The sequence below is a fragment of the Natrialba aegyptia DSM 13077 genome (genome assembly GCF_000337535.1).
In the GTDB taxonomy this organism is placed as follows: domain Archaea; phylum Halobacteriota; class Halobacteria; order Halobacteriales; family Natrialbaceae; genus Natrialba; species Natrialba aegyptia.
In genome coordinates this window covers 37,272-62,034 of sequence record NZ_AOIP01000008.1, presented here as the reverse complement: position 1 = coordinate 62,034, position 24,763 = coordinate 37,272, and the positions used below count along the sequence as shown (strand labels likewise).

The following is a 24,763-nucleotide window of genomic DNA, read 5'->3' as shown; positions in this document are numbered from 1 at the left end:
TGTGGATCACCCGTGACGTAGACCGAGAAGTATGGCGCGGCCTTACGCGATATCCCGACTCGTATCGATCGCAACCTCCTCAACCAACTCGAGTTTAATCGCCTTCGTCGGCTGCCCGCCACCGCGGAACTTCGGAATCGTCAGATGGTTCTCGAGTTCAGCGCCGGACACTGCCGTCTGGAGATCGAACACGGCGTCGACGGCGTGGTAGGTCCGAGTTCGGTTCGCGGGCGCATCGCCCCGAAGACAGTGAAGAACGGCAATTCCGTTCTTATCGAGCATCTGCGTCTTGAGGTCGTCGAGAAACGAGATGAACTCGTCCGTGTCCGTTCGCTCGAGGATGTTCATCGTGTCGATGATGAGGTTTGCACCGTCGGGGAGCGCGCCGATGAGTTGCATGGTCTCCTCGATCGGTGCGTCGCTGGAGACGTGTCTGATCGTCGGGTTGCCGACATCGGAAGGTGAACTCTCAACGGCGTGACGGACGGTTTCCTCGGAGCGTTCGGTCGAGAGATACAGGGTTCCGCGCGCGGCGGTGAGCTCGTAGAGCAGGAGTTCCGATTGGCTGGCTGGGGCGGCGGTGTACGCGACGAGACAGCCCGGGGGGAGTCCGCCATCGAGTTTTCGGTCCAGCACGTCGATCCCGGTTTCCAGCCGATCTACCATACGGTTGTGGTGTCTTTCTGTAGTTCGTGTATAATTCTTTGCCTTTGGAGTACTGCGAGACGGACTGACGAGTCACAACGCCGGTCGGAATGGGGGGATTCAAGGGGAATGGAGGAGCCAACACGAACGAATGCGCCACGATCACCTCATCACGAGCAAACAACTCTCGCGGGCGGACATCGAGACCGTTCTCGACCGGGCGGCCGAAATCGACGCCGATCCGGAGGCGGTCGCCGATCGCCACGCGAACGCGCTGCTCGGACTCCTCTTTTTCGAGCCGAGTACGCGCACGAAGATGAGCTTCGAAACCGCAATGAAACGGCTCGGAGGCGATGTCGTCGACATGGGGTCCGTCGAGTCCTCGAGCGTCAAAAAGGGGGAAACGCTCGCAGACACGGTTCGGGTCATCGAGGGGTACACCGATGCGCTCGTTCTGCGTCATCCGAAACAGGGAGCCGCGGCAATGGCGAGCGAGTTCGTCGATGTCCCCCTCCTGAACGCCGGTGACGGCGCGGGTCACCATCCGACCCAGACCCTGCTCGACCTCTATACGATCCAGGAGAACGCGGGACTCGATGACTTGACTATCGGCATTATGGGAGATCTGAAGTACGGCCGAACCGTCCACTCGCTGGCCTACGCGCTGACCAACTTCGATACGCGCCAGCACTTTATCAGCCCTGAAAGCCTGCAACTCCCTCGTGAGGTCGTCTACGACCTCCACCAGCAGGGCGAGGACACGCAGATTCGAGAACACGACGCACTCGAGCCGGTCCTCTCCTCGCTCGACGTACTCTACGTGACTCGAATTCAGCGGGAGCGATTTCCGGACGAAGAGGAGTACCAGAAGGTCGCGGGTGAGTACCAGATCGACACCGAGACGCTCGAGGCTGCAAGCGACGAGCTGACGGTTATGCACCCGCTTCCGCGCGTCGACGAAATCGCCCCCGAGATCGACGATACCGACTACGCGGCGTACTTCGAACAGGCACACAATGCCGTTCCGGTACGGATGGCGTTGCTCGATCTGTTCTTGCGCGATCACGGAACGGGAACAGGGACAAGGACAGGGGCAGCGACAGCGACGGCTGACGCCGCGAATGGTGACGGAGGTGAAGCCGATGAGTGACGACCACGACCATCACGACGACAACGGGGCACACGAACTCCGGGTAAGCAAGATTCAGGACGGCACCGTCATCGATCACGTCCGCGGTGGCCAGGCGCTTAACGTCCTCGCGATTCTCGGTATCGACGGGACCGATGGCGAGGAGGTTTCCGTCGGGATGAACGTCCCATCGAATCGATTCGCGCGCAAAGACATCGTCAAGGTCGAGGGTCGGGAGTTGAGTCAAGACGAAGTCGACGTCCTCTCGCTGATCGCGCCCGACGCAACGATCAACATCGTTCGTGACTACGAGGTGGTCGAAAAGCATCGCGTCGAGCGCCCCGAGTACGTCGAAGGCGTGTTGTCGTGTCCGAACGCGGACTGCATCACGACCGGCGACGAACCCGTGACATCGCGGTTCGAAGTGCTCCCGGACGGCGTTCGCTGTACGTACTGTGAGACGATCATCCGAGAGGAGATCGCAGCGCTGATCGATACAGCCTGACCGGAACGGCTGGCCCACCAGTCCCGTCAATCGGCTGCGCTATCGACACCCCACGCCGGTGTCGAACGTGTGGATTTTCGAATCGAGAGGACTATCCAGAATAGCTAAATAGGAGCCGACCGAAACTCTAGGTGGATATGTCACGTACGGTTAAAGTCCTGCTTGCCCTGGTCGTTATCGCCGTCCTCTGGAAGGTCGTCTTCACCAGCTCGTCGGAGATCGACACCGAGGAAATCGAATACGAGCCAGCCGAGTAAGCCGAGTAAGAACGAACCCTGAATCGTCTCAGAAACGACTGAACCGACCCGAGACGTAGTTCTGGAACCCGCACAGAACGCACACGAGTTCACAGTTGACCCACGCGCGAGTTATCGGGTCGGTTCGCGTACTCGTACTCATGCTCATAGTCATACTCGTACGACTACGACCCCGAGGGTGAGTACACGGAGGCGTCCGGATGTGGATACGACTACGACTACGAATACGAATACGAATACGACTACGACTACGATCACCCCGATCCGAACGGCTTACGGGGACGGCGTCGTACCGTGAGCTATGTACGGCGTCGTCACCCGCAACGCTGAAGAGGTCCAGTGGCCGGAGTTCGACCGCGGCTTCTACGAGGTCAAGGACGTGACCGGCCGGTCCGCAGAGCCGATCGCGGACGGGGTGAACATGGTCTCCTGTTTTGGCGACAACGCGGCCGCAGACGCCGATCCGTCGCTCGTTCCGGTCGACGACATGGGGCGACCCGCAACCAGGGATCGCCGGTACTTCGACTGGGCCTACATCTGTCCCTCGCGCGAGGACTATCGCGAGGGGCTGTTCGAAATCATCGACGATTGCGTCGAGGCGAACGAGGACGTGAGACTCGACGACGTCGGGTTTCCTCGTCCCGAATACTGTCGCTGTGGCGTCTGTGAGCAGGCGTTTGCAGAGAGCGAATACGAAGATCGAAACGAGTGGCGCGCGAGCGTCATCACCGAGTTCGTCGCCGAAGCCGCCGATCGCATACCGGGGCGGGTCTATCTAACGCTCTACCCTGACCCGTATCCGGGTCACCTCTACGAACGGGCCGGCCTCGACCTCGCGGCCCTCGAAGAGTACGTCGACGAGTTCGTCGTGCCGCTGTACGATATGGCCTACGAGACGACCTACTGGCTCGAGACGATCGCGAAGGGATTCGAAAGTGAACTCGAGACGCCGTTCAGTATCGAGTTGTACGCGGTCAACGTCGAGGTCGAGAACCTGATCCGCGCACTCGAAGTGGCAGAACACTACGGCGAGAGCGTCCTCTTTGGATACGAGGCTTCGAACGCACGGGCGGCACTGCGGCGGCGGCGAGCGGACGAGCGCGACGGCGTGTCACACGGCGAGCCGAAGTGAACGGTAACTGGTGGCGCGTCGGGTGAGAAATCGTTGCTGGATGGAGAACTGGTTCACTGAATCGGTGAGGACGGCGGGTTATCGCGTGTCGTTACGACGGTCATCATCGTCATCGTTCATCAGCCCGCTATCATCGTCGTCATCGTCCATCAAGCCGCTATCGTCGTCACTATCGCCGATCAGTTCGTCATCGTCGTCCGTCAGTCCACTATCGTCTTCGCGATCCTCGCGCGTCGTCCCCGTCCGTCCTTCCGTATCGGTACCCCTCCCAGTGTCCGTATCCATCCCGGTATCGCGCGGTCGACTCGAGCCGGCACCGGTGCCAGCCCCAGCGGCTGTGTCACTACTCATACCAGCCCCTGTTCCGGACAGATCACTCTGTAAGTGGACTTCGTCCGCTGTGACATCCGCGACTGAACTCTCCTGCAGCGGATACGCATCGTCTGTTCCACCCCAACCGAGTTTCGCCTTGATCGTATCCGTGATTCCGGGGTCCGGTTCGACGTGCGCGGTGCCGTGTTCGACGTCGGCGATGATACCGACCTCATCACCCTCGGCGTTGATGACGCTCTTGCCGACGTCGTCGTCCGTAAATTGTGGAGACATTGCACTCAAATGTCCGTCAAAGACGACCAAGACGGTGCTGCTTGCGCTGGCTTGCGTGTCCATACCACAGCGATAGCCCGCTGGACTGGAGAAACAGTGAGAATAGTGTCTCTCTATCGATCGTAATCTAGAGCCTACTCGTTAAACGCCGGATCGCGACCCTCGAGAAACGCAGCAACACCTTCCTCGTGGGAATCGGTCGCACGAGCGTGTCCCTGGAGCAGATTCTCGTAATCCAACGCCTCGGACCACTGACGGCCCAGATTCTCGTGTAGCGCCTGTTTCGTTATGCCGATCACATCCGTCGGTCGTCGGCCGAGTCGCTCGACGGTTTCGGCCACTCGCCCGTCGAGTTCACTCGCAGGAACCGCTTCGTTGATCAGGTCGAGGTCCGCGGCGCGCTCGGCGTCGACGAACTCGCCGGTGAACGCGAGTTTTTTCGCCGCGCGCAGGCCGATCAGGTGCGGGAGCATGAAGGTGCCGCCGGTATCCGGAATGAGGCCGACGCGGACGAACGCACAGGAGAAGGTCGCCTCCGCGGAGGCGTAGGCGATATCCGAGAGAGCGACGACCGCGAGGCCGGCACCGACCGCGTCGCCGGACACTTTCGCGACGATCGGAACCGGACACTCGAGCATGGCTTCGACGACGCGGCCGAACGAGTTCGTGATGTCTTCGTAGGCCTCACGCGGCGGGTCGGGCTCCGTCGCCATCGCCTCGATATCGCCGCCGGCGCTGAAGGCATCGCCTTCGCCAGTGATAACGATCGCGTGATACTCATCGGGGGACGCGTCGGCGATCGTCTCCGCCAGGGTTGTAGCCGTCTCGCGAGAAATCGCATTGCGGACCTCGGGCCGGTCAAAAGTGATTGTCAGGACGCCACCATCGCTGTCGATATCCATACCGGATAGACAGACGGCCAACTATTAATGGTGATGTTTCAGCCCGCTCCTCGACGGCGGTTCCACCTGCATCGGCAGTCCGTCAGTCGGAGGGCATCGGTTCAGTAATCGGTGCCTCTTCGGTAACGTTGAGCTCCGACGTGACGAGTGCACGGTAGGCACGCCGTAATCGCTCGGACAGCGCCTGATGAGAGATATCGAGTTCTTCCGACAGTTCTTGCATCGAGACCTCCCGTGGGATCTCGAAGTACCCGTGATCGATCGCGGCCACCAGTGTTTCGTACTGTCGAGCGGTCAGCCCACACTGGGAGTTACTCTCCGACTCCAGATCGAAGAGGCGAACGATCGTCGGCGAGACGTCGTCTTCGGTGAGCCGATCATAGAGCGAACTCACGTGGTCCCGTTCGAGAACACGGATGCTCAACAGCCAGGTGCCGTTCGATGCGGAGGCGCTCAGTACGGTCCCGCCCTCCTCGATAACCAGCTCGAAGACGTTGACCGTTTCCGGTGTGAACTCGATGTCGTACAGCCAGCGGTCGTCGTCGCTGTTGATCAGCGAGTACTCATCGATCGCGGACGAGGTCGCCAACGCGTCGTCGATCATCTCCTGGGAGGGCCCCGAGAGCCAGAGCCCGTGCCCTTGCGAGGCGATCACACTCTCCATCTCGCAGGTCAGTGAGGGAACGGCCTCGAAGAGGTCGCCCAGTCCGGTCCCGTCAGCCGTGAACTCGATGTCTGCGATCGATGTCATGGATTCGGTTCAATCGTAGGATAAGGAGCGCAATAACCCCTCATCCAAAGATATTAGCAATGACAATCTTGACAGTCACTATCGATGGTATATAAACCAGCATTAGAGTCAGTTACGTCGAAATCAGCGTGAAAAACGATGGCCTGCAGCGCGCTAAAATCGTTCTGGAAGCAGAACTGTTTCGCTCACCACAGTAGCGGAGACAGTCACGTTGTTTTGAACAGCGAAACCGAACGCGAGCAGCTCGCAAAATCGCAAGCTATCGTCGCTGTTGACGAACGGTCAATCGTCGTTCGAATACTCTGGGAATTAACAGAAAATTTACGCAGAATATACGTAATAACCCAACCTCCAGAAGGGAGGACGTGACTTCAAACGACGGACGCAGTCAGCAGTTCAGTCGACGATCGTATCTAAAAGGCAGTCTCGTTGCGGCCGGGTCGGTGGCCTCACTTGCCAGCGTCGGCTCGGTAGCAGCGGCCGACGACGATGTACGGAGTCAGTACGACACCGTCATCGACGTCGTCGAAGCCGGTGCAGACCCCGACGGAAACGAATCAATTACGCCCGTCCTTCGAGAGCACGTTGGAGACGATACGCTCCTCGAGTTCCCCGAAGGGCGATACTACATGGACGAACAGCTCCGGTTCACTGGATTCGAGAACGTCGGTTTCGTGGGGGAGGACGCGACGCTCGTTCCGGCAAACTATCACGAGTTCGACGGCCCACAATACCGACTATTCCGACTGGGAACACACGAGGTTCCCGGCAACGATCTTCGGTTCGAAGGGTTCGACGTCGACCAGACCGCATCGGAAACGGGTATTCGAGTTATCAACGCGGAGGTCGAGGACGGCCTTATCGTTCGAAACGTGACAATTGATGGCGTCCACGACAGCGGAACCTGGGGTCCGGGCCTGTTCAACGTGCTCGACCCCGATGGCGAGGGGCTCGTCAATTGTTTCCACGCGCCCGACGGGGCCGTCCACGTCGACGAGACGCCGAACGAGGGCAACATGTGGCGCGGCGCGACCGGCATCCACGTCAACGGGAACCACCGCGGGACGCTCGTGTTCGAGAACTGTATTCTGGGCGGCTTCCCGGATAACGGATTGTACTCTTCGAACCAGACGGGTCGAGTCGGCATCAGTGGCGGCTACTTCCGAAACAGCGGGACCGCCTCGATCCGGCTCAACGGCTCGACCGCGGCGGTCAGCGGCGCAACGGTCGTCGTCGACGACGACCCGCACGGCTCGGCGGGCCAACACGCGATTCGACTCGACGGCGGCGATCGGTTTACCATCGAAGACGCGACGATCGCCGTCCCGGAACCAAACGGCGACGCCATCAGAGTCATGAGCGACGTCGACGAAACGACCATTTCGAACACCGATATCAGCGTCGGTGCACAACCCGCAAACGGGATCCGACTCGATTCCGGCAACGGGCCGACGACCATCGAAAACGTCACCGTCGACATGGCCGGGAGTGCAAATGCCGTTCGCATCCTCGGCGAGGACGGCGGCGGCGTCGACCTGTCGAACGTCCGCGTCACCGGCGATGCACCCGGGACCACGCTTCGGCACGCAATCTTCTGCCAGCGCCACAATTGCCAGTTCACCGGGCTCGACATCGACCAACCCGGCGACACCAAACGGCGCGGCATCGAACTCCGCGGCGAGAACTACACCATCTCCGACAGCGAGTTCGAAACGCGAGACACCCCGATCGTCGTCAACGGCGCGGCCGACGTGACGATCGAAAACTCCGCCGCCCAGCCGATCGCGAACGCCAACTCGCTTCGCATCACGAGCGACTCCGGTGCCGTGGAGTTATCGGGCAACGAGTTCCCCGCCGGCGTTCGAGACGACCGGTAACCGGCCTTCGGAACTCGATTGACAGTCCGCTCGATTTTTTGAACTCGAAGTGAGTGGCGACAGCAGAACTATATTCTTGCGTGTCGCTGGTAGTGCGTTGAGCGCGATGCGGAATAGTGTGTCCGGGCTATCAACGTTGGCTCGTTCGCTCCGCTCGTTCACGGGCTGGGACTCGTCTCCGTCAACTCACGCCAGCCGCATCGCTCCTCGCGCGATTGCTCGGAGCAAAAGCGGGCCGGGCGCGATTTGAACACACGGTCGGACGTGCTCGCTCCGCTGGGCGCGACCTCCCTGCGATTCACATCACGCTAGTCGCGTTGCTCCTCGCGTGATTGCTCGGAGCAAAAGCGGGCCGGGCGCGATTTGAACACGCGACCGTCTGATTAAGAGTCAGACGCTCTGCCGGACTGAGCTACCGGCCCTTCACTCCCGAGTTTTTCTCGGCCGGTAAAATACGTTTCCCTTGAGGACCGTTATGACAGAGGGGCCCACGCACGTCCCACCACCGGTTGCTCGATAGCGGCCCACATCGTCTCGTCTCCACTCACACGAGTTCCACCCCCTCTGCTCCGAGCCGAAAACCAACCCGGAAACGCGTTCCGTCACACGCCACAGTCACGACACCCGCTACAATGCTATAACGAACACCAACTCACGATCGGAGAACTATCCACCGTACCATAACGTCACACTCTTCGGGAAGGTTAAGTGCGGTCGGTCCGACCACACGTTCACATGAGTACGGGGGTAACCATTTCATCGATCTCTGACTACGCTATCTTAGGCTGCGGGAGCGTCGGGTACGCCGTCGCAGAAGAACTCGTCGAACAGGGCAAGGACGTTCTGATCATCGACCGCGACGAAAGCCGCGTCGAATCCCTCCGCGATCAGGACTTAGACGCACGTACCGCCGACATCCGCGAACCCGAAGCCGCCGATCTCGTCGCCGATCGCGATGTCGTCCTCATCCTCGCGTCCAACGTCGAAGCGAACAAACAGGCCGTCGAACACATCCGCGCCAACAACGACAACCAGTTCCTCGTCGCCCGCGCGAGCGATCCCGTCTCCGGCGACGAACTCGCCGACCTCGGCGCTGACATCGTCATCAACCCCTCCTCCGTCATCGCCGAATCCGCACTCCGCGCTCTCGAGTCAGGTGAACTCGAGTACAACGCGGGCAAACTCGCCCAACTCGTCGAAGAAACCGGCACGCGGCTCGGGATCATCACCCAGGACAGCCCCGATCCGGACTCCATCGCGAGCGCCGCGGCATTACAGGCGATCGCCAGCCATCTCGGCGTCGAATCCGACATCATCTACCTGGGCGACGTCGGCCACCAGGAAAACCGCGCGTTCGTCAATCTCCTCGGCATCGACCTCGTCCAGTGGGACGAAATCGAGGACCACTCGGTCTACGACACCGTCGCGCTGGTCGACCGCGAAACGTCGACCGCACTCGATCTCTCCGTCGATGCCGTGATCGACCACCGCGAGGCCGAACAAGAGTTCGAGCCCGAGTTCGTCGACATCCGGCCGAACATGTCCTCGACCTCGACGATCATGACGAAGTACATCCAGGAATTCGATATGAACGTCTCCGAGGAGGTTGCGACGGCCCTGCTCTACGGCATCCGCGCGGAGACGCTGGATTTCAAACGCGACACAACCCCCGCCGATCTCACCGCTGCGGCCTATCTCTATCCGTTTGCCAATCACGACACCCTCGAACAGGTCGAATCACCGTCGATGTCCCCGGAGACGCTGGACGTGCTCGCCGAGGCGATCACCAACCGCGATGTCCAGGGGAGTCACCTCGTCTCTAACGCCGGTCTCGTCCGCGACCGTGAGGCGCTGACGCAGGCAGCGAGCCACCTACTGGATCTCGAGGGCGTCACGACGACGGCCGTCTTCGGCATCGCCGACGAGACGATCTTCCTCGCGGGCCGTTCGAAGGACATCCGGATCAACATCGGTAAGGTGTTAGACGACGCCTACGGCGAGATGGGTGAAACCGCCGGCCACTCGACCCAGGCCAGTGCGGAGATCCCGCTCGGCATCTTTACCGGCATCGAAATTTCGGAGGACACGCGGGATACGCTGCTCGAGTTGACCGAGGAAGCGGTCAAGCGAACGCTGTTCGATGCGATGGGCGTCGACGGAACGGAAGGATCGAACGGCAGCTAACGACCCAACTCATACGGATTGCTGTCACTGTTTCCCGGAGCGACCGCAGGACGGCTCCCGGTCGCTCCGAAAATGACTGACAGCAGTCCGTATCAGGCCACCAGTTCCGACTCCTCTTCGTCCGGGTCCCGAACGTGCTCGACAACTTCGTTGATGAGAATCACGTCACCGACCGCCCGAACCCACCGGTAGGGCACGATCACGCCCTGTCCAGTCGTCGACTCCTCGGCGAATAGCTCCGAGTTCAGGCTGCCGAGTGCAAGCCCGGTGACGGTCTGGCCGTCAACGTTCAGTTGCAGGTCTTCGACCTCGCCGACGAAGACGCCGCTGTTCGAGTAGACCTCGCGGCCGACGAGGGAGGTGATCTCCTGGGGTGTGTCGTCCATGTCTGGGTCCATGCGCGGCTAACTCTTAATTGTTGGTCAGACGCGACAGTCACTCGTTGACGGACTCGTGCTAGTGACCCACACTCGTCATTCCGGAGCGGGCGCTGATAGCGGTTGTGCCGCCTCTTGCATCGACGCGATCAACTCCCGAGCCCACGTACACGCCTCGTGAGTCGTCGCGACGAGCAAGCCCTCGAGTTCGGTGTCGGGGCAGACGAGGAGGATCACGAGTTCAGCGGCTGGCGACGGTGAGCGGGTGGCCGACGCCGGTGAGGAGGGGCCGCGAGCGGGGGACGGACTGCCGGCGGTCGGGTCGGTAGTTACGGATGTTTTGGATGTCTCGGGTGTCTCAGGGGTCTCGGATACCCCGGTGGCAGTCGCTGTCTCCCACGTGATGACGACCAGCCCGTACGGTGGTATCTGTGCTGAGTCGAGTTCGTGAAGGGAAAGGTCGCCCCTCGAAAGGGCGTCGGCGGTGGCTTCCCGGAACTCGGTGAGCAGGCCCTGGATGACTGCACTGGGGCCGATAATCTCGAATTCACGACGGGAGGGGTCAGCGTCGTCGGAAGCGGCTGCGTCCGGGGTCGGAGGAGCCGTGGCGCGGTAGGCGCTGGCGAGACAGGGCATGGGGCCGGGGACGAGCACCTGATGGTGTGGATTGCGTCCGAGGTCGAGCAGCGCTTCGAGCGTCCGGGTTGGAAGGTCGCTCTCAGTCGTGCTCTCTCCATCCGACTCGCCAGTACAATCAGCACGAGTTCGCAGCGTCTGCCGGTCGATTCCCGCCGGAAGCGACGCTGCAAGTCGTGCCGGATCGCGGGCGTTCGTGACGACGGTCGCCGCGTCGAGGAATTGCCACGGCAGCCGGCAACCGCCGTCAGTCGACAACGATGCGAGCAGGCCGCTCGCAGACGCCGTTCGCTCGAGTCGCGTCGAAAACTGGCCGAACTCTTCGAGTGCGAGTTCACCGGCGACGGTGAGGTGATACGAGTCCCGATCGGGGTCGCGTTCGACCAGGGTGGCGTCCTGGAGTTCCGAGAGGGCTCTGTCGACCGTCGAACGGGAACACTCGAGTGCAGCGGCGAGGTCGCTGGGGCGAGCGGGAGTGGTTGCGAGGTGGCGGAGTAGCGATTCGCGTCGGTCCACGAGGGCGAGCAATCGCGGCGCTCCGACCATAGGGAGTCGTCGGGTGACAGCGGTATAAGGCTGGTGACCGATTGCGGTCGGTGCTACCAGGCAATGTTTGAAGACGGCGGCGCAGTCGGGTGAATCGTGGTCCGCTGGAACGAGGTATCTGAACTCGAATCGCCTACTAGTATATAAACCACAGAAACAGTTAAGTTGAAGAAGAATGATCTGGGTCAGATTTCGACAGATGAAGGGATAAGAGTTCGAGGACAACGGTCAGTGCCGGGGTGCCTCTGACAAACCGGCAGATCCTGGCGTGTGGGCTGCCCGACGACGCGCCAGGGATTTTCCTCACAGGATGGCTTACATCGAGTCGAGTAGCGACGTAACTGTGGTGTGATCGGCGAGCAGCGTCTCCATCCGGTCGACCGTCGTGGCATCGCGGGTTCGACCGCTTCGGACGATATCTTCGGCGCGTTCGACGGTCGTGAGGGTGTCGGTCTGGACGGAGATGATCGGGATCTCTCGCTCGGTCGCCTCGCCGACGATAGCGCCGGATGGGCGGTGGCCGCCGGTCAGGATGAGACACTTGACGCCGGGTGCTTCGAGCGCCGCGGTGTGTATTTCGGCTCGGTCGCCGCCGGTGATGACGGCGGCGTCTTTCGTTCGCCGGAAGTATCGCAGGGCGCTGTCGGCACCCATCGCACCGACGGCGAAGCGCTCGACGTAGCTGTCGGTGCCGGCTTCGGCGACGAGTGTTCCACCGAGTTCGTCCGCGAGGTCGGCGACGGTGACGCCGGAGAGGGACCGTTCGCTGGGGATGATTCCGACGACGGGAACGCCGCGACCTTCGAGGAAGGGGACGACATCGGTTTCGAGTTGGTCGTAGGCAACGTCAGAGACGCGGTTGAAGACGACGCCGGCGAGGCGATCACCGAACGCGTCGGCGGCGGTAAGAACGGTGTCGATGTCGCCGGGTTTCTGGTAGGGAGAGACGAGGACGACGCGGGCGTCGAGGGTCGCCGAAATATCGGCATCGGTGAGATCGACGATTCCGCCGAGGTCGTACCGGCCGCCGCCCTCGAGAAACATGCGATCGCAGTCCGCGGCGAGTGTCTCGTAGGCTTCGACGACCCGCTCGCGCAATTCGGCGGGGTCCTCGCGTCCCCGAATGGCCTGCTCGATGAATGTCGGCGAGTAGACGACGGGTTCTAAGTCGTGCATCTCGGCGTCGATGTCGAGGAGTTCGCGCGCGAGTAACGGATCTTCGTCGAGGGTCTTGCCGACGTTGCTCTGCAGACGAGTGCCCTTCGGCTTCATGTAGCCGACCCGCTCGCCGCGATCCCGTGCGAGGCGGGCGAGGGCCAGCGTGATCGCGGTTTTGCCGGTGCTTTCCTCGAGCGAGGCGACGAGGAGCGTCTCGGTATCGGTCCCGGCTTCGGTCGTCGTGGCGTCCGTGTCGAGTTCGGTTTCAGTTCCGGTGTCGGTGCCGGATTGAGTGTCGGTATCAGTGTTGGTGTCGGTATCGGTATCAGTATCAGTCATCGGAGTTCCTCCGTGTCGACGGTCAATCGCAGGTCGATCGCCTGTACGCCGTCCGGGCCGGCGACGAGCGGGTTCACGTCGAGTTCGAGAATCGCCGGGAAGTCGGTCACCAGCTGGGAGAGTCGCTGGATCGTTTCGACGATGGCGTCGGTTGCTGCCGGCTCGCGACCGCGCGCCCCGCGCAACAGCGGGGCAGCCCGAATCTCGTCGATCATCTCGCGGGCCCCGCGCTCGCCGATCGGTGCGACGCGAACCGACGTATCCTCGAGAATTTCGACGAAGATGCCGCCGAGACCGAACAGCAAGAGCGGGCCGAACTGCGGATCGCGGTTCATCCCGACGATGGTTTCGGTCGTCTCCTCGAGATCGAGCATCGCCTGGACCTGCACGCCGAGGATCGTCGCATCGGGCTGGTAGTTGCGCGCTCTGGCGACCACGTCTTCGTAGGCGTCGTACACCTCGTCGTCGCTCACCCCGACTTTCACGCCGCCGATATCGGACTTGTGGGTGATGTCCGGGCTGACGATTTTCATGACGACATCGCCGTCGATGCCCTCGGCGACTTCGCGAGCGCGGGCCGGATCGTCGACGATCTCTCCCGGTGGCGTCGGGATGCCGTAGGCCTCGAGCAACTCCATCGATTCGATTCCGAGGCGGTTGTCGTCTCGCCGCTCGACTCGCTCTAAAATCTCTCGGGCTCGCTCGCGATCGACGTCGAACCGCTCGGGGTCGTCGGCCGTTCGGTCGCGAATATCCCGGTACCGCGCGAGCGCGTCGAGTCCGCCGACCGCCCGGGCCGGGTCGAAGTAGTTCGGAATCCCGAACTCGCGAAGCACCGACTCGGCGTTTCGGGCCCGTTCGCCGCCCATCATACAGGTAACGACGGGCTTGTCGAATTCCTCGCACTTCTCGATGACGACCTCGGCGAGTTCGTCGTACTCGATCACCGCCGTCGGTGCGCTGACGACGACCGCACTCCCGACGTTCGGATCGTCGAGCGCGAGTTCGAGCGCATCGCCGAAGCGGTCGGTGTCAGCATCCCCGATCGCGTCGATCGGGTTGTAGACGTTCGCCTCATCGGGCATCGCCTCGGTCAGCGCCGCGATCGTCTCGTCGCTGAACTCGGCCATCCCCAGCGTCGAGTCGCCGACTGCATCCGTGGTCAACACGCCCGGCCCGCCCGCGTTCGTCACGACGGCGACCCCGTCGGTGTCGGGCTCCGGCAGTCCCGAGAGCGCCCGCGCCGCATCGAACAGTTCCTGGACCGAGTTCGCTCGCAGGACGCCGGCCTGCTCCAACCCGGCCTCGTAGGCCCGCTCGCTCCCGGCGATCGCGCCCGTGTGCGAGGAGGCAGCCTGCGCCCCCGCATCGGTCCGACCCGACTTGACGAGCACGATCGGCGTGTCGTCGGTGACCTCGCGGGCCGTCCGGATGAACTCGTCGCCGGCGTCGATGTCTTCGAGATAGCCGATGACGACGTCCGTCTCCGGATCGTCGCCCCACTCGCGGACGAAATCCGTCTCGTCGAGCACCGTCTTGTTGCCGAGCGAGACGACGTCCTGAAAGCCGATCCCCTGCTCGTTCGCCCAGTCGAGGACGGCCGTGATGAACGCCCCCGACTGGCTCATAAACGAGATAGATCCGTCCAACGCGCCCTCCGGCCCGAACGTCGCGTTCAGGTCGATCGGCGTCGACATCACGCCGAGACTGTTCGGGCCGACGATATTGAGGTCGTACTCGGCGGCGATCTCGCGGAGTTCTCGCTCCCGGTCGGCTCCCTCGCCGCCCGTCTCGGCGAACCCCGCCGTGATGACGACGACGTGTTCGGTCCCCGACTCGCCGAGTTCACGAAGCGTCTCGAGGACGACGGGCGGCGGGACGACGACGACCGCGAGATCGAGTGCCGGCGCGCTCTTTACATCCGGATACGCGTCGATCCCGAGCACCGTGTCGTGGCTCGGATTGACCGGCACGACCTCGCCGCTGAACTCGTCGCGCAGGTTTTCGAGGATCGCGCGGCCGACTGCGCCCTCGCGGTCGGTTGCGCCGATCACGCCGACGGTATCGGGTGCGAACAGCTCGGATAACCGTCCCATCGTGAGTGAATTCGCCGAGAGTCGTGTTAAACGTAGGGTGACGTTCCCACGTGCTGGCGATGAACGATACCGAATTAGAAGACGACCATGGCTGCTGACGAGACGAACCGGTGGTGGATCGACGATCGTGCCGAGCGGGAAACGGAAGGAGGGCCGAGCGGTCAGTGAACCGACACCGCAGCTGCGGATTGGTCCGAAACGAGAACGGCGAGCAGGTAGGCGACGATTCCGACGACGACGATCGAGCCGCCGGCGGGAAGGCTCTGGGAGATCGAGAGCGCGAAGCCCCCGATGATCGAGACCTGACCGAAGAGGATCGAGAGATACAGCGTCTCGCGGAAACTGTGTGCGAGTTGCGTTGCGGCTGCGACGGGAATGACGAGCATCGCCGCGACGAGGATCACGCCGAGGACCTGCATCGCGCCGACGACGACGACGGCCGTCATCACGATCAACAGCGTGTTGTACCAGGTGACGTTCAGCCGGGCGACGCGAGCGGCCTGCTCGTCGAACGTGATAAAGAGCAGTTGCTTGTACGTCACCGCGACGACTGCCACGACGACGACGCTCAGAATTCCCATCAGCCGCGCTCCGGAGGGCGTGATCACGGAGAGATTGCCGAAAAGAAAGTTCTGGATGTTAAGCCCCGTGAGTCCGCGTCCGTAGCTGATGATGAGCGTGCCGACGGCGAAACTGCCGGTGAGCATGATCGCGATCGGCACGTCGCCGTACGTGTCCGTGCGTTCGGTGAGCCACTGCACGCCGAGTGCACCGAGGATTCCGACGACGAGCGCGACGAGCAAGAGCGAGCCGCTCCAGTCCGTCGTCGAACTGAACAACAGTCCGATCGCGACGCCGGCGAACGCCGTGTGCGCGAGCGTTTCGCCGATCAGTGCCATCTCGCGGTGGACGAGATAGGTCCCGACCAGCGGCCCGACGACGCCGATGAGAACACCCGTCGCCATCGACCGCCACAGGTAGGGGTGAGAGAAGACGTTCGTCCCGAGGTAGTAGTCCAGTAACCGTCCGGCGATCCGGAACTGCTCGTACAGCGCCGACGCGTACGGATACTCCTGTAGCCAATCGAGGGTGAGAAATCCGAGCATCGCGACGGCGAGCAAGCCGGTCAGCGCGATTCCGCCGAGTTCGAGTCGTCGTCTGGTGTCGTGCATCCGTGTGTGGTGTGTGTCAGTGGTGTTGGTGGTCGTGTCGGCGTCGGTGTCGGCGTTGGCATCGGCACTCGTCTCGGTGCCGATCTCGCTGCCAATGAGCGACGTGAGGTCCCGCATTCGTTCGACTAATGATGGTGTTCGACGACGTGTCCGGTCGTCCCGTAGGCCTCCGTGAGCGCGTCGCTCTCGACGAACGATTCGGTATCGCCGTGGTGGTATAGCTCCGTGTTGAGACAGGCGATACGATTTGCCCGGTCGGTGACGACGCCGATATCGTGTTCGATGAGGATGATCGTGATGCCCGAGTCGTTGAGCGAGTCGAGCAACTGGTAGAACTCGTCACGGGACTCAGCGTCGACGCCGACGGTTGGTTCGTCGAGCGCGAGCAGGTCGGCCTCGGAGGCGAGCGCGCGAGCGATGAACGCCCGCTGGCGCTGGCCGCCCGAGAGCTGCGTGACCTGTCGATCGGCGAGCGCGGTGATGCCGACCGTTTCGAGGGCGTCCGTGACGATGTCGTGATCTGCCTCGGTCAGCCGACCGTGGCCCACGTGGGCGAACCGGCCCATCGTCACGACCTCGCGAACGGTAACGGGCATCGTGCCGCCGCGGCTGGTCGCCTGCTGGGAAACGTAGCCGATCCGTTCGCCCTCGGAGAACGCCGAGGCGGGCTCGCCGAAGAGTTCGATCGAGCCGCTGTCGGGACTGTGCAGACCGAGCATGAGATGCAAGAGCGTCGTCTTTCCGGAGCCGTTCGGGCCAATAAGACCGAGAAAATCGCCCTGATCGACGGTAAGGGACACGTCGCGGACGGCCGGCTGCTCGCCGTAGGCGAACGTCACGTTCTCGAGAGAGACGACTGCAGTCACTAGTGATCCGCTCCAAGTGCTTCTCTGAACGCGGGAACGTTTAGCTCTTCCATTTGTTCGACGTACCCCCAGCCCGATTCTTGCCAGGCCCGGAGTGTCCCCTCCCCGGACGTGACCGGAACCGCGTTCGTCGCGGTGCTCTCCGCCAGGATCGTCTCGGCGAGCGGCGGGAGTTCATCCTCGGACGTGACCTCGAAGCGATCGTAGAGAATCGTGTCGATGTCGTGGTCCTCGATGCGGTCGATCGTCTCCGAAATATCGGTAATACTCGGTTCGTCCTGCGGTGACACGCCGGACGGCGTGTGCACCTCGATATCGTAGCGGTGTTCGAGGTACTGATAGGAGTTGTGTCCGGCGAGGATGGCGACATCGTGCTCGGCTTCCCCAGTGATGGTGCTGAACTCGTCGTCGAGTTCGGCGAGCCGGTCGGTGTACGTTTCGGCGTTCTCCCGGAACGTCTCTTCGTTGTCGGGGTCGGCGTCGGCGAGGCCATCCGCGATAGTCGTGACGATACGCTGGGCGAGGACCGGGTCGACCCAGGCGTGGGGATCGATAGCGCCGTGGTCGTGCCCATCGTGAGATCCTCCGTCGTCGTGGTCGTGGTCATTCTCAGCGTCGTCTCCCTCACCGGTAGCGTGGTCGTGGGAGTCCTCCTCGTGTTCATGGTCGTGATCGTGCCCGTCGTGTTCGTCGGAATCGTGTTCGTGATTCCACGCCAGTAACTCGTCGTCGAGTCCCTCGAGCGCATCGATTACGGCTACCGTCTCGTAGTCCGACTCGAGCGTCGCCGCCGCCTCCTGCGCCCAGGCGAACTCCGGCAGATCGAGGTAGACGAACGCGTCACTCTTTGCAATCTCCGCGAGCAAGTCCGCTTCGGGCTCCCAGCCGTGCCCAACCTCGCCGGTCCCGACCGGGTTTTCGAACGTCACCGAATCGCCACCAATGGTATCGGCCCAATCCCACAGCGCAAAAAATGCGGCATACCCCGACTCGATCCCATCGCTCCCGCGAGCCACGTCATCGAGACACCCCGCCAGTGCCCCGGCCGCGAGTGATCCTGAACTCGCCGCCAAAAACGTCCGTCGTTCGAGTTCCATATCCGAACCAATTGCCCGTCGACTAAATATGTTATTATACGGCACCTTGTTGTTAATAACTCAGCCATCACACAGCACGGTAGATTAATAACTACTCGGCGGTAGCTCACCAGGAGGCCCCATCGGTGACGACGAAAAACTGAACCGTCGCCTACTCACTAACAGCCACCGGCTCTGCATCTGCATACTGTTGCAACGCCGTCGGATCGATCGAAAACACCGCCTCCGGCGTCCCCGCAGCCGCCCAGACCGTCTCGAACGTGAGCAACGTCTCGTCAAGCACGACCGGGACCGTCCGCTCGTGACAGAACGGCGGCACACCGCCGATCGACCAGCCGAGTTCAGTTCGAATCCGCTCGGCATCGGCCATCGACACCGCGGCCGCCGACGCGTCGAAGACCTCGCCGAGCGCCGCCTCGCTGACGCGATTCGCGCCGCTCGTCACCGACACCACCAGCGAGCCGTCCACGTCGAAGACGAGCGAACTCGCGATCTGGGCTTTCCGACAGCCAACTGCCGCCGCTGCGTCTGCCGCCGTCTTCGTTCCCTCCGGGAACTCCTCGACCGTCGGCTCGAAACTGAACTCGTCGCGCGCCCGATCGGCGAACGCCCGTGCGCGTGGGTGCATGTTTGACATTCGATGGCATCTTTCGACTGCACCGTAAAAACGCTGACTCGTCTCCGACTTACTTTCCGTTGTGATCCGTTCAGTGTTCGAGCGAAACGTGCAGCCGAACGCCGTCTACGCGGTGGTACTCCGGTCGATGACCGGCACCGTCAGAGCGGACGATTTCGAAAACATCGAATCTGATGACGAGTCGCCCGGGATCGATCGTCGCCCGAAGGAGCGGCCCGCGACTCGTTACGACGACGTACGGCGCTGCAGGGACGGGGCTTGCCTGCAGGTCCGATGCTGTCGCATCGACGGCCGCTTCCAGGACCGCCGGAAGTCGATCGAAGATGCCTGCGGCCACGAGTTCGGCGCGCAGGGAGTCGACGAGTGCGTCGCGGTTCGTCGTTCGAGCGGTGTCCCAGGAGGTAGTGACGCGATCCGCACAGTCGTCGATCGCTGCGATAGTATCTGCGTGGTCGTCACAGAGCCGTCGCCTGGCGGCCCGTACTGGGTGAGACACGATGTGTGGGGTGTCGGCGGGGAGCGTAATAAGCGCTCTCGAGTACGACTCCCGTGTCCGGTCGCGCGGTCGCAGTCGTGGCCGCCGTCAGTCGCCTCGATCTTCGACGACACCGATACGGATGGTCTCGACGTGTGAGAGGGCCGTCTGGAACTGTTGTTTCCACGGCGGGTCCTCGTGCTGGTCGAGTTCGCGCTGGAGGGTCGCGGTCTCGTCTTCGAGATCGCGAGTGAGCGTTTCCAGGTGGGTGACGCGATCTTCGAGGCGGTATCGCCGTGCGCGCTGGGCGGCGAGGTCGTTTCGAAGTTGGTCGCGTTCGCGTTCGAGGCGGTCGATCCGATCGAGGAGACGGGTCCGGTCGCGCTGTGCGTCGTCGACGAAGGACGGACGGTCCGTTGCGGTAATCGACGTCTCCAGGACTGGATCGTCCGCGTCCGACTGGTCGAAGTGACCGCTTCTGACGGCATTGACGACGGCACCGACGAGCAAGATGAGTCCGCCGAAGTAAAGCCAGGTGAGCAAGAGCAAGATCGCACCCACCGGGCCTGCAGAATCCGAACTCCCCGCGAACGAGACGTAGACCTGAAAGAGCGACTGGAGCACCGTCCAGCCGACCGCCGCGACGACGACGCCGGGAAGCACCTGGCGGGGAGAGACGTCGACGTCCGGGAAGTAGTAGTACATCGGCAGGAACGCGATCGTGAGCACGATCACGAGAAGGATCGGGTTCACCAACTCGAGGAGGGGAACGTCCGGGAAAACCGCGACGACGAGACTCGCCGCGCCTGCCGCGATCAACGCACCACCGATCGCACCGAGGACGATCACCGCATCGCGAAGTTGTCCGACAAATGAACTCTCCGCGGCCGAATCGTAGATTTCTGAGAACGCGGTATCGAGTCCGCGAAATATTTTGAGCGCCCCCCACACGAGAACGACGACGCCGATGAGCGTCGATCCCGCCGTTGCCGGCGATTCGGAGATGGCGTTCTCGACCATGACCTGACCGCTCTCGGGCAGAAAGCCACTCGTTGCCGTTGCGACCTCGGCCGCGAACTGCTCGTCGCCGACGACGGTGACGACGAAAAAGACGAGGACGAGAAGGGGAAGCAGCGAGATGAACGCCTGATAGGCGATTCCAGCGGCCATGAAGGAAACGTTTTTCTCCTGTATGCCGGCGACTACGGTCTTGCCAAACGAGGCGACACCGCCGTCTTCGCGTTCGGTTGCCATAGCGAAGCCACACCGTCAATCCAGATATGTGGTTCGCCTGGATGTGCCCAATGCGTCGTCGGTGCTATCGCCACCGTCTCGAACGGTGCACCGCGGTCTGCCTCTCGAAGCGGGGTCTACGAGCGCTCTCGGCGGAACGCCCGTACCGTCTCGCGGTCCGGCAACGCGGTCATCGCACCGGTTTCAGTTGTCGTAATCGCGGCGATAGCGCTGCTACTAGCGAGCGTTTCGGACACCGATTTGCCGCCCTGAAGCGCCGTGATTATGCCGGCGACGAACGCGTCGCCCGCCCCCGTCGTATCGACCGTCTCGACGGTGTAGCCGTCGGTTTCGACGACGGCCAGTGACGACGCTCCCGCGTGTCCGCTACCCCACGGTGCATCCGGCCCGGCGACGGCCACGGCCCCCTCACTGCCCCGCGTGACGAAGGCGGTGTGGGGACCCGCCGATCCAGCGACCACCGCTTGCCCGAGTTCAGTCGGCGTCGCCCCGGTAAAGCCGAGCGCCTCGAGTTCACCCGCGGTTGCCTTGCAGACGTCGACGCCCTCGAGCGCGTCGCGACAGACGCTTGCAAACGTTTCCTCGGCGTGCCACAGCTCCGGTCTGGCGTTCGGGTCGAACGAAACCGTACAGCCGGCCTCGCCGGCCCGGTCGATGAGGTCGCGCGTCGCGGCCCGGGCGGGGCCGCTGGCGAGCGTGACGCCCCCGACGTGAACCCACTCGAGCGCGGCGAGCGTCTCGTCGTCGATCCGACCCGGTTCGAGTCGCGTGTCCGCCGTCCCGTCGCGATAGAAGGTGAACTCGCGGTCGCCGTCCGAATCGTGGGTGACGAACGCGAGCGTCGTCTTCGCCGCGGGATCGAACTCGATGTACCGGTCGGAGAGGCCGGCATCGGTGAGCGTCTCCCGGAGATAGTGGCCGAACGGGTCGTCGCCGACGCGGGTCCAGAACAGCGGTGTGGTTCCGAGTCGAGCGAGGCCGACGGCCACGTTTGCGGGTGCGCCACCGGGGCGACGGTCGAAGCTATCGACCGCGGTGAGCGATCCGGGCCGTTCCGGCAGGAAGTCGATCAGCGTTTCGCCAGCGACGAGGATGGACGGATCAGTACTCATAGAGTAGGACGATCGGATAGATACAGCCTCCCGTTCGCTCTTTTTCTCTCTTGCTCGCGTTCGAGGGCCGCGTCTATCCGCAGAGACTGATCGTGGATTATATCCTGTTATAATTATAATTTGTGGAAGCAGAGATGACTGACGAGTACTCGCGTCGCCGATTGTTGGTGACGACCGGTGGGATCGGCAGTATCGGTGCTCTCTCAATCAGTGCAGGCTGTCTCGGCGGTTCCGAGTCGGGGACGCCAGCAGAGTCCGACTCGAACGGAACGACGGACGACGCGAACGGGACTGGATCCCTCGAGACGGAGATCGGGGCTAGCGTTGACGTCTCCGCACTGGCACGATGGGTTCCCAGTTCGCTCACGTCGGACGAAACGACCGGCGACGACGAGTTCGTCTTCCACTACGCGGACCTCGACGCGCTTCGCGCGCACGACGCCGAGTTCAGTCCCGACGTTCGCGAGTCGACGGCGTTCAGCCTCGACGATCTCGGCGTGTCGGCTGCCGACCGGTTCGCCGACGCTGAACTCGACGCCGCGCTCTCGTTCGGCACCGGAAGCGGGAACGACAACGTCGCTATCGCCGGCTCGTTCGACCGGGACGGGGTCCAGACGGAGCCGACGTGGTCGGTCGACGAGTTCGCCGTCTACGAGGGCGAGGACGGCGCAGTCGCCGTCTCGACGGAGTGGCTCCTCGCCAGTCGAGCGGCGGGGGTCGGCGTCGATGCCATCCTCGACGCCGGACGAAACGACGCGGTGCGGCGCGTCGCAACCGACGCGGACTTCGAGACGGTACTCGATCGACTCGAGACGACGGCGATCGCGGTCGGGCGAGTGGGAGACGGCGGCGAGTCGGACCCTGCGGCATACAGTCACGCCGTTTCGGTATCGGGAGAAACGTCGACGGTGTCGTTCGTTGCGGTACCCGGGGACGGCACCGACCCCGCTGCGCTCGCCGACCAGTTCGAACGGAGTTCCCTGGCGGACGAGTTCGAGACGCTCTCGGTCGAGGCGCTGCACTCGGTTGCCGTGGCGGAGACGACGGTTCCGACCGCCGAAATTGAACTTCCGTCCCTCTCGAGTTGGGGCGGAGAGCGGGTCGAACAGGAGGCACAGGCGGGAGTCACCATCGATGTCGATAGCGTGGACCGGCGCGTCACGACGATAGTCACATCGCTCGGGAACGCCGACCGGGTCGAGATCATCGACGGGGCGGGAAGAAGCGACGCGATCGCTGCGGTCGGCGAGAGCGTGACGTTTGCGTACGACGAGGGCGACGAAACGACGGTACGGGCGATCGCGGTCGCCGGTGAGACTGAAACGGTCGTTGCCAGCCGATCGGTCGCGTTCTAGATCGCTCTGTAGCGATCGCCGTTCCCGTGTGGCAGGCGGTTGAGACGTACCCGTGAGTGCGACCTGGTCCGAGAGGAACTAACAGCTAAAAGACTACAAAGAGCCGGAGAGCCGAGCAACGCGGGGCTGTCGCGTTGGCTACAGAATGATGCTCTTCTTGCGCATCATCTCGTGGATCGAGGCGTCGAGGCCCTCGCGACCGATACCCGAGTCCTTGTTGCCGCCGAAGGGAACGTCGCCGAGGCCGTGGGAGGGGGCGCCGTTGATGCGGACGGCACCGGCGTCGATCAGATCGGCCAGTCGCATCGCGCGATCGTAGTCGGAGGTGAAGACCGCGGCGTCGAGGGCGAGATCCGAACCGTTGGCGAGTTCGATCGCTTCGTCCTCGTCTTCGAACGTCGTGATAGCGGCGACGGGGCCGAATTGCTCCTCGTCGACGATACGGGCGTCGTGGGGGACGTTGGCGAGCAGGGTCGGTTCGAAGAACTGGTCGGCGAGTTCGTCCGGTACGCCCTCGGGGGCCCGTCGCTCCCCGCCGCGGACGAGGTCTGCGCCCTTCTCGACGGCGTCGTCGACGAGTTCCTGGACCCACTCGGCCTGGTCTTCGCTGATGAGCGGACCGAAGGCGGTGGTTTCGTCGAAGAGATCGCCGGCCTCCCAGGCGTCCATCGTGCGGTCGATCTGCGAGACGAGATCGTCGTGGACCGACTCGTGAGCGAGCACGCGGGAGACGGCCGAGCAACGCTGGCCGGCGTATTTCAGCGAGCCCTTGACACAGTTGCCGGCAACGTCCGTGAGGTCGGCGTCGTCGAAGACGACAGCGGGTGCATTGCCGCCCAATTCCATGTGAAGATTGACCATGCCGCTCTCGCCGGCGACGTGTTTCCCCGCGCCCGAGGAACCGGTCATCGCGATCGCGTTGATGCGGTCGTCTCCGGACAGGACGTCGCCGATCTCGCTCGCGTCACCGGGAACGAAGTTGAACGCACCGTCCGGGATGCCGTCGACGTCGGCGATGACATCGGCGAGTATCGCAGCCGAGACGGGCGTCTTGCTTGCGGGCTTGAGCAGGACGCTGTTACCCGCGGCGAGTGCAGGGGCAACCTGTAATGCCGTCGTCGCAAGTGGATAGTTGTACGGCGTGATACAGAGCACCGCACCGATCGGCTCGTGTTTGACGATCGCGTTCCAGCCCTCGTGGCCCGCGGTCGATCCCTCGCGGAACTCGCCCTTGCTGACGATGTTTCGGGCCTCCTCGGCGGCGCGATCGAAGCGCTCCGCCGCCTGGCCGACCTCGCCGCGAGCCGAGGAGATCGGCTTGCCCGCCTCACGAACGATAACTTCGGCGAGTTCTTCCTCGCGCTCGCGAAGACCTTCGGCGATCGCTTCGCACCACCCGGCGCGTTCGACGACGGTCGTCTGGCGCAGTTCGGGTTTGATCTCGTGGGCCGCTTCGAGTGCCGTTCGCGCTGCGGCCGGCCCGGTCGCGCCGACCTGAGCGAAGGTTCCGCCGTCGGCGAGGTCCGAGACTGCGATGGTCTCGTCGGTTTCGAGCCAGTCCCCGTCGACGAAGATCCGCTCTCGCCGCTGTGCCGCTCTTGTTGCCATACGTTCCCTTTCGACCCCCACACTGAAAATGTTTACTCAGCCCCGAA

General features: G+C 62.9%; 22 protein-coding genes and 1 tRNA gene. 6 read left to right on the top strand and 17 right to left on the bottom strand.

What is annotated here, in order from left to right; translation table 11 throughout:
- Window positions 1-42: 42 nt before the first annotated feature.
- Complete coding sequence (locus tag C480_RS01320) at window positions 43-666, bottom strand: RAD55 family ATPase (RefSeq protein ID WP_006663819.1); 624 nt, start codon at window positions 664-666, stop codon at window positions 43-45.
- A 130-nt stretch (window positions 667-796) separates the two neighbouring features.
- Here C480_RS01320 and pyrB point away from each other — a divergent pair, with 130 nt between their 5' ends.
- The 3 genes from pyrB to C480_RS01305 all read left to right on the top strand — a co-directional run bounded on the left by pyrB (window position 797) and on the right by C480_RS01305 (window position 3,668).
- A complete protein-coding gene (pyrB, locus tag C480_RS01315) occupies window positions 797-1,795 on the top strand; it encodes an aspartate carbamoyltransferase (RefSeq protein ID WP_006663818.1) in 999 nt (332 codons plus the stop codon).
- Window positions 1,788-2,279: an aspartate carbamoyltransferase regulatory subunit gene (pyrI, locus tag C480_RS01310; protein WP_006663817.1), complete on the top strand. Its 492-nt coding sequence runs from the start codon at window positions 1,788-1,790 to the stop codon at window positions 2,277-2,279. The genes pyrB and pyrI overlap by 8 nt, the downstream gene beginning before the upstream one ends.
- 558 nt (window positions 2,280-2,837) lie before the next feature.
- A complete protein-coding gene (locus tag C480_RS01305) occupies window positions 2,838-3,668 on the top strand; it encodes a hypothetical protein (protein WP_006663816.1) in 831 nt (276 codons plus the stop codon).
- A 78-nt stretch (window positions 3,669-3,746) separates the two neighbouring features.
- Here the strand turns inward: C480_RS01305 and C480_RS01300 are convergent, their stop codons facing one another.
- From C480_RS01300 to C480_RS01290, 3 genes are all read right to left on the bottom strand, one after another.
- On the bottom strand, window positions 3,747-4,274 hold the full coding sequence (locus C480_RS01300) for a hypothetical protein (RefSeq protein WP_006663815.1): 528 nt from the start codon (window positions 4,272-4,274) through the stop codon (window positions 3,747-3,749).
- Window positions 4,275-4,408: 134 nt separating this feature from the next.
- A complete protein-coding gene (locus tag C480_RS01295) occupies window positions 4,409-5,176 on the bottom strand; it encodes an enoyl-CoA hydratase/isomerase family protein (RefSeq protein WP_006663814.1) in 768 nt (255 codons plus the stop codon).
- Between the two features lie 82 nt (window positions 5,177-5,258).
- Entirely contained in the window at window positions 5,259-5,927 is a 669-nt protein-coding gene (locus C480_RS01290; protein ID WP_006663813.1) for a helix-turn-helix domain-containing protein, read from the bottom strand.
- Between the two features lie 443 nt (window positions 5,928-6,370).
- On the opposite strand from C480_RS01290, the gene C480_RS01285 reads away from it, so the two are divergent.
- Window positions 6,371-7,804: a right-handed parallel beta-helix repeat-containing protein gene (locus tag C480_RS01285; RefSeq protein WP_006663812.1), complete on the top strand. Its 1,434-nt coding sequence runs from the start codon at window positions 6,371-6,373 to the stop codon at window positions 7,802-7,804.
- 348 nt (window positions 7,805-8,152) lie between these two features.
- On the opposite strand, the gene C480_RS01280 is transcribed toward C480_RS01285, so the two are convergent.
- A tRNA-Lys gene (locus C480_RS01280) sits at window positions 8,153-8,226 on the bottom strand.
- A 313-nt stretch (window positions 8,227-8,539) separates the two neighbouring features.
- On the opposite strand from C480_RS01280, the gene C480_RS01275 reads away from it, so the two are divergent.
- Window positions 8,540-9,988: a DHH family phosphoesterase gene (locus tag C480_RS01275; RefSeq protein ID WP_006663811.1), complete on the top strand. Its 1,449-nt coding sequence runs from the start codon at window positions 8,540-8,542 to the stop codon at window positions 9,986-9,988.
- A 92-nt stretch (window positions 9,989-10,080) separates the two neighbouring features.
- Here C480_RS01275 and C480_RS01270 read toward each other — a convergent pair whose 3' ends face one another.
- From C480_RS01270 to C480_RS01220, 11 genes are all read right to left on the bottom strand, one after another.
- Entirely contained in the window at window positions 10,081-10,386 is a 306-nt protein-coding gene (locus tag C480_RS01270) for a PRC-barrel domain-containing protein (protein WP_006109231.1), read from the bottom strand.
- Window positions 10,387-10,461: 75 nt separating this feature from the next.
- On the bottom strand, window positions 10,462-11,547 hold the full coding sequence (locus tag C480_RS01265) for a helix-turn-helix domain-containing protein (protein ID WP_006663810.1): 1,086 nt from the start codon (window positions 11,545-11,547) through the stop codon (window positions 10,462-10,464).
- Between the two features lie 315 nt (window positions 11,548-11,862).
- Entirely contained in the window at window positions 11,863-13,044 is a 1,182-nt protein-coding gene (locus C480_RS01260; protein WP_006663809.1) for a phosphotransacetylase family protein, read from the bottom strand.
- A complete protein-coding gene (locus tag C480_RS01255) occupies window positions 13,041-15,140 on the bottom strand; it encodes an acetate--CoA ligase family protein (protein WP_006663808.1) in 2,100 nt (699 codons plus the stop codon). Before C480_RS01255 ends, C480_RS01260 begins: the two co-directional genes overlap by 4 nt.
- A gap of 161 nt (window positions 15,141-15,301) precedes the next feature.
- Entirely contained in the window at window positions 15,302-16,312 is a 1,011-nt protein-coding gene (locus C480_RS01250; protein ID WP_049903038.1) for a metal ABC transporter permease, read from the bottom strand.
- Between the two features lie 125 nt (window positions 16,313-16,437).
- Window positions 16,438-17,178, bottom strand: a complete 741-nt coding sequence (locus C480_RS01245) for a metal ABC transporter ATP-binding protein (protein WP_006663806.1) — start codon at window positions 17,176-17,178, stop codon at window positions 16,438-16,440.
- Window positions 17,178-18,275 (bottom strand): metal ABC transporter substrate-binding protein, encoded by a 1,098-nt coding sequence (locus C480_RS01240; RefSeq protein WP_006663805.1) that lies wholly within the window; start codon window positions 18,273-18,275, stop codon window positions 17,178-17,180. The genes C480_RS01245 and C480_RS01240 overlap by 1 nt, the downstream gene beginning before the upstream one ends.
- Before the next feature lie 151 nt (window positions 18,276-18,426).
- On the bottom strand, window positions 18,427-18,903 hold the full coding sequence (locus C480_RS01235; protein ID WP_049903016.1) for a YbaK/EbsC family protein: 477 nt from the start codon (window positions 18,901-18,903) through the stop codon (window positions 18,427-18,429).
- A 79-nt stretch (window positions 18,904-18,982) separates the two neighbouring features.
- Window positions 18,983-19,408, bottom strand: coding sequence for a hypothetical protein (locus tag C480_RS01230; RefSeq protein WP_006663803.1), 426 nt, complete (start codon window positions 19,406-19,408; stop codon window positions 18,983-18,985).
- An 87-nt stretch (window positions 19,409-19,495) separates the two neighbouring features.
- On the bottom strand, window positions 19,496-20,641 hold the full coding sequence (locus C480_RS01225) for a YhjD/YihY/BrkB family envelope integrity protein (RefSeq protein ID WP_006663802.1): 1,146 nt from the start codon (window positions 20,639-20,641) through the stop codon (window positions 19,496-19,498).
- A gap of 116 nt (window positions 20,642-20,757) precedes the next feature.
- A complete protein-coding gene (locus C480_RS01220) occupies window positions 20,758-21,753 on the bottom strand; it encodes a carbohydrate kinase family protein (protein ID WP_006663801.1) in 996 nt (331 codons plus the stop codon).
- A 134-nt stretch (window positions 21,754-21,887) separates the two neighbouring features.
- Here C480_RS01220 and C480_RS01215 point away from each other — a divergent pair, with 134 nt between their 5' ends.
- On the top strand, window positions 21,888-23,108 hold the full coding sequence (locus tag C480_RS01215; RefSeq protein WP_241433773.1) for a hypothetical protein: 1,221 nt from the start codon (window positions 21,888-21,890) through the stop codon (window positions 23,106-23,108).
- A gap of 138 nt (window positions 23,109-23,246) precedes the next feature.
- Here the strand turns inward: C480_RS01215 and C480_RS01210 are convergent, their stop codons facing one another.
- Window positions 23,247-24,716, bottom strand: a complete 1,470-nt coding sequence (locus C480_RS01210) for an aldehyde dehydrogenase family protein (RefSeq protein WP_006663799.1) — start codon at window positions 24,714-24,716, stop codon at window positions 23,247-23,249.
- Window positions 24,717-24,763: the final 47 nt, after the last annotated feature.

Coding starts and splice junctions, on each gene's coding strand:
- C480_RS01320 (WP_006663819.1), bottom strand. CDS start 666: ATGGTAGATCGGCTGGAAACCGGGATCGACGTGCTGGACCGAAAACTC.
- pyrB (WP_006663818.1), top strand. CDS start 797: ATGCGCCACGATCACCTCATCACGAGCAAACAACTCTCGCGGGCGGAC.
- pyrI (WP_006663817.1), top strand. CDS start 1,788: ATGAGTGACGACCACGACCATCACGACGACAACGGGGCACACGAACTC.
- C480_RS01305 (WP_006663816.1), top strand. CDS start 2,838: ATGTACGGCGTCGTCACCCGCAACGCTGAAGAGGTCCAGTGGCCGGAG.
- C480_RS01300 (WP_006663815.1), bottom strand. CDS start 4,274: ATGTCTCCACAATTTACGGACGACGACGTCGGCAAGAGCGTCATCAAC.
- C480_RS01295 (WP_006663814.1), bottom strand. CDS start 5,176: ATGGATATCGACAGCGATGGTGGCGTCCTGACAATCACTTTTGACCGG.
- C480_RS01290 (WP_006663813.1), bottom strand. CDS start 5,927: ATGACATCGATCGCAGACATCGAGTTCACGGCTGACGGGACCGGACTG.
- C480_RS01275 (WP_006663811.1), top strand. CDS start 8,540: ATGAGTACGGGGGTAACCATTTCATCGATCTCTGACTACGCTATCTTA.
- C480_RS01270 (WP_006109231.1), bottom strand. CDS start 10,386: ATGGACCCAGACATGGACGACACACCCCAGGAGATCACCTCCCTCGTC.
- C480_RS01265 (WP_006663810.1), bottom strand. CDS start 11,547: ATGGTCGGAGCGCCGCGATTGCTCGCCCTCGTGGACCGACGCGAATCG.
- C480_RS01260 (WP_006663809.1), bottom strand. CDS start 13,044: ATGACTGATACTGATACCGATACCGACACCAACACTGATACCGACACT.
- C480_RS01255 (WP_006663808.1), bottom strand. CDS start 15,140: ATGGGACGGTTATCCGAGCTGTTCGCACCCGATACCGTCGGCGTGATC.
- C480_RS01250 (WP_049903038.1), bottom strand. CDS start 16,312: ATGCACGACACCAGACGACGACTCGAACTCGGCGGAATCGCGCTGACC.
- C480_RS01240 (WP_006663805.1), bottom strand. CDS start 18,275: ATGGAACTCGAACGACGGACGTTTTTGGCGGCGAGTTCAGGATCACTC.
- C480_RS01235 (WP_049903016.1), bottom strand. CDS start 18,903: ATGCACCCACGCGCACGGGCGTTCGCCGATCGGGCGCGCGACGAGTTC.
- C480_RS01225 (WP_006663802.1), bottom strand. CDS start 20,641: ATGGCAACCGAACGCGAAGACGGCGGTGTCGCCTCGTTTGGCAAGACC.
- C480_RS01220 (WP_006663801.1), bottom strand. CDS start 21,753: ATGAGTACTGATCCGTCCATCCTCGTCGCTGGCGAAACGCTGATCGAC.
- C480_RS01215 (WP_241433773.1), top strand. CDS start 21,888: ATGACTGACGAGTACTCGCGTCGCCGATTGTTGGTGACGACCGGTGGG.
- C480_RS01210 (WP_006663799.1), bottom strand. CDS start 24,716: ATGGCAACAAGAGCGGCACAGCGGCGAGAGCGGATCTTCGTCGACGGG.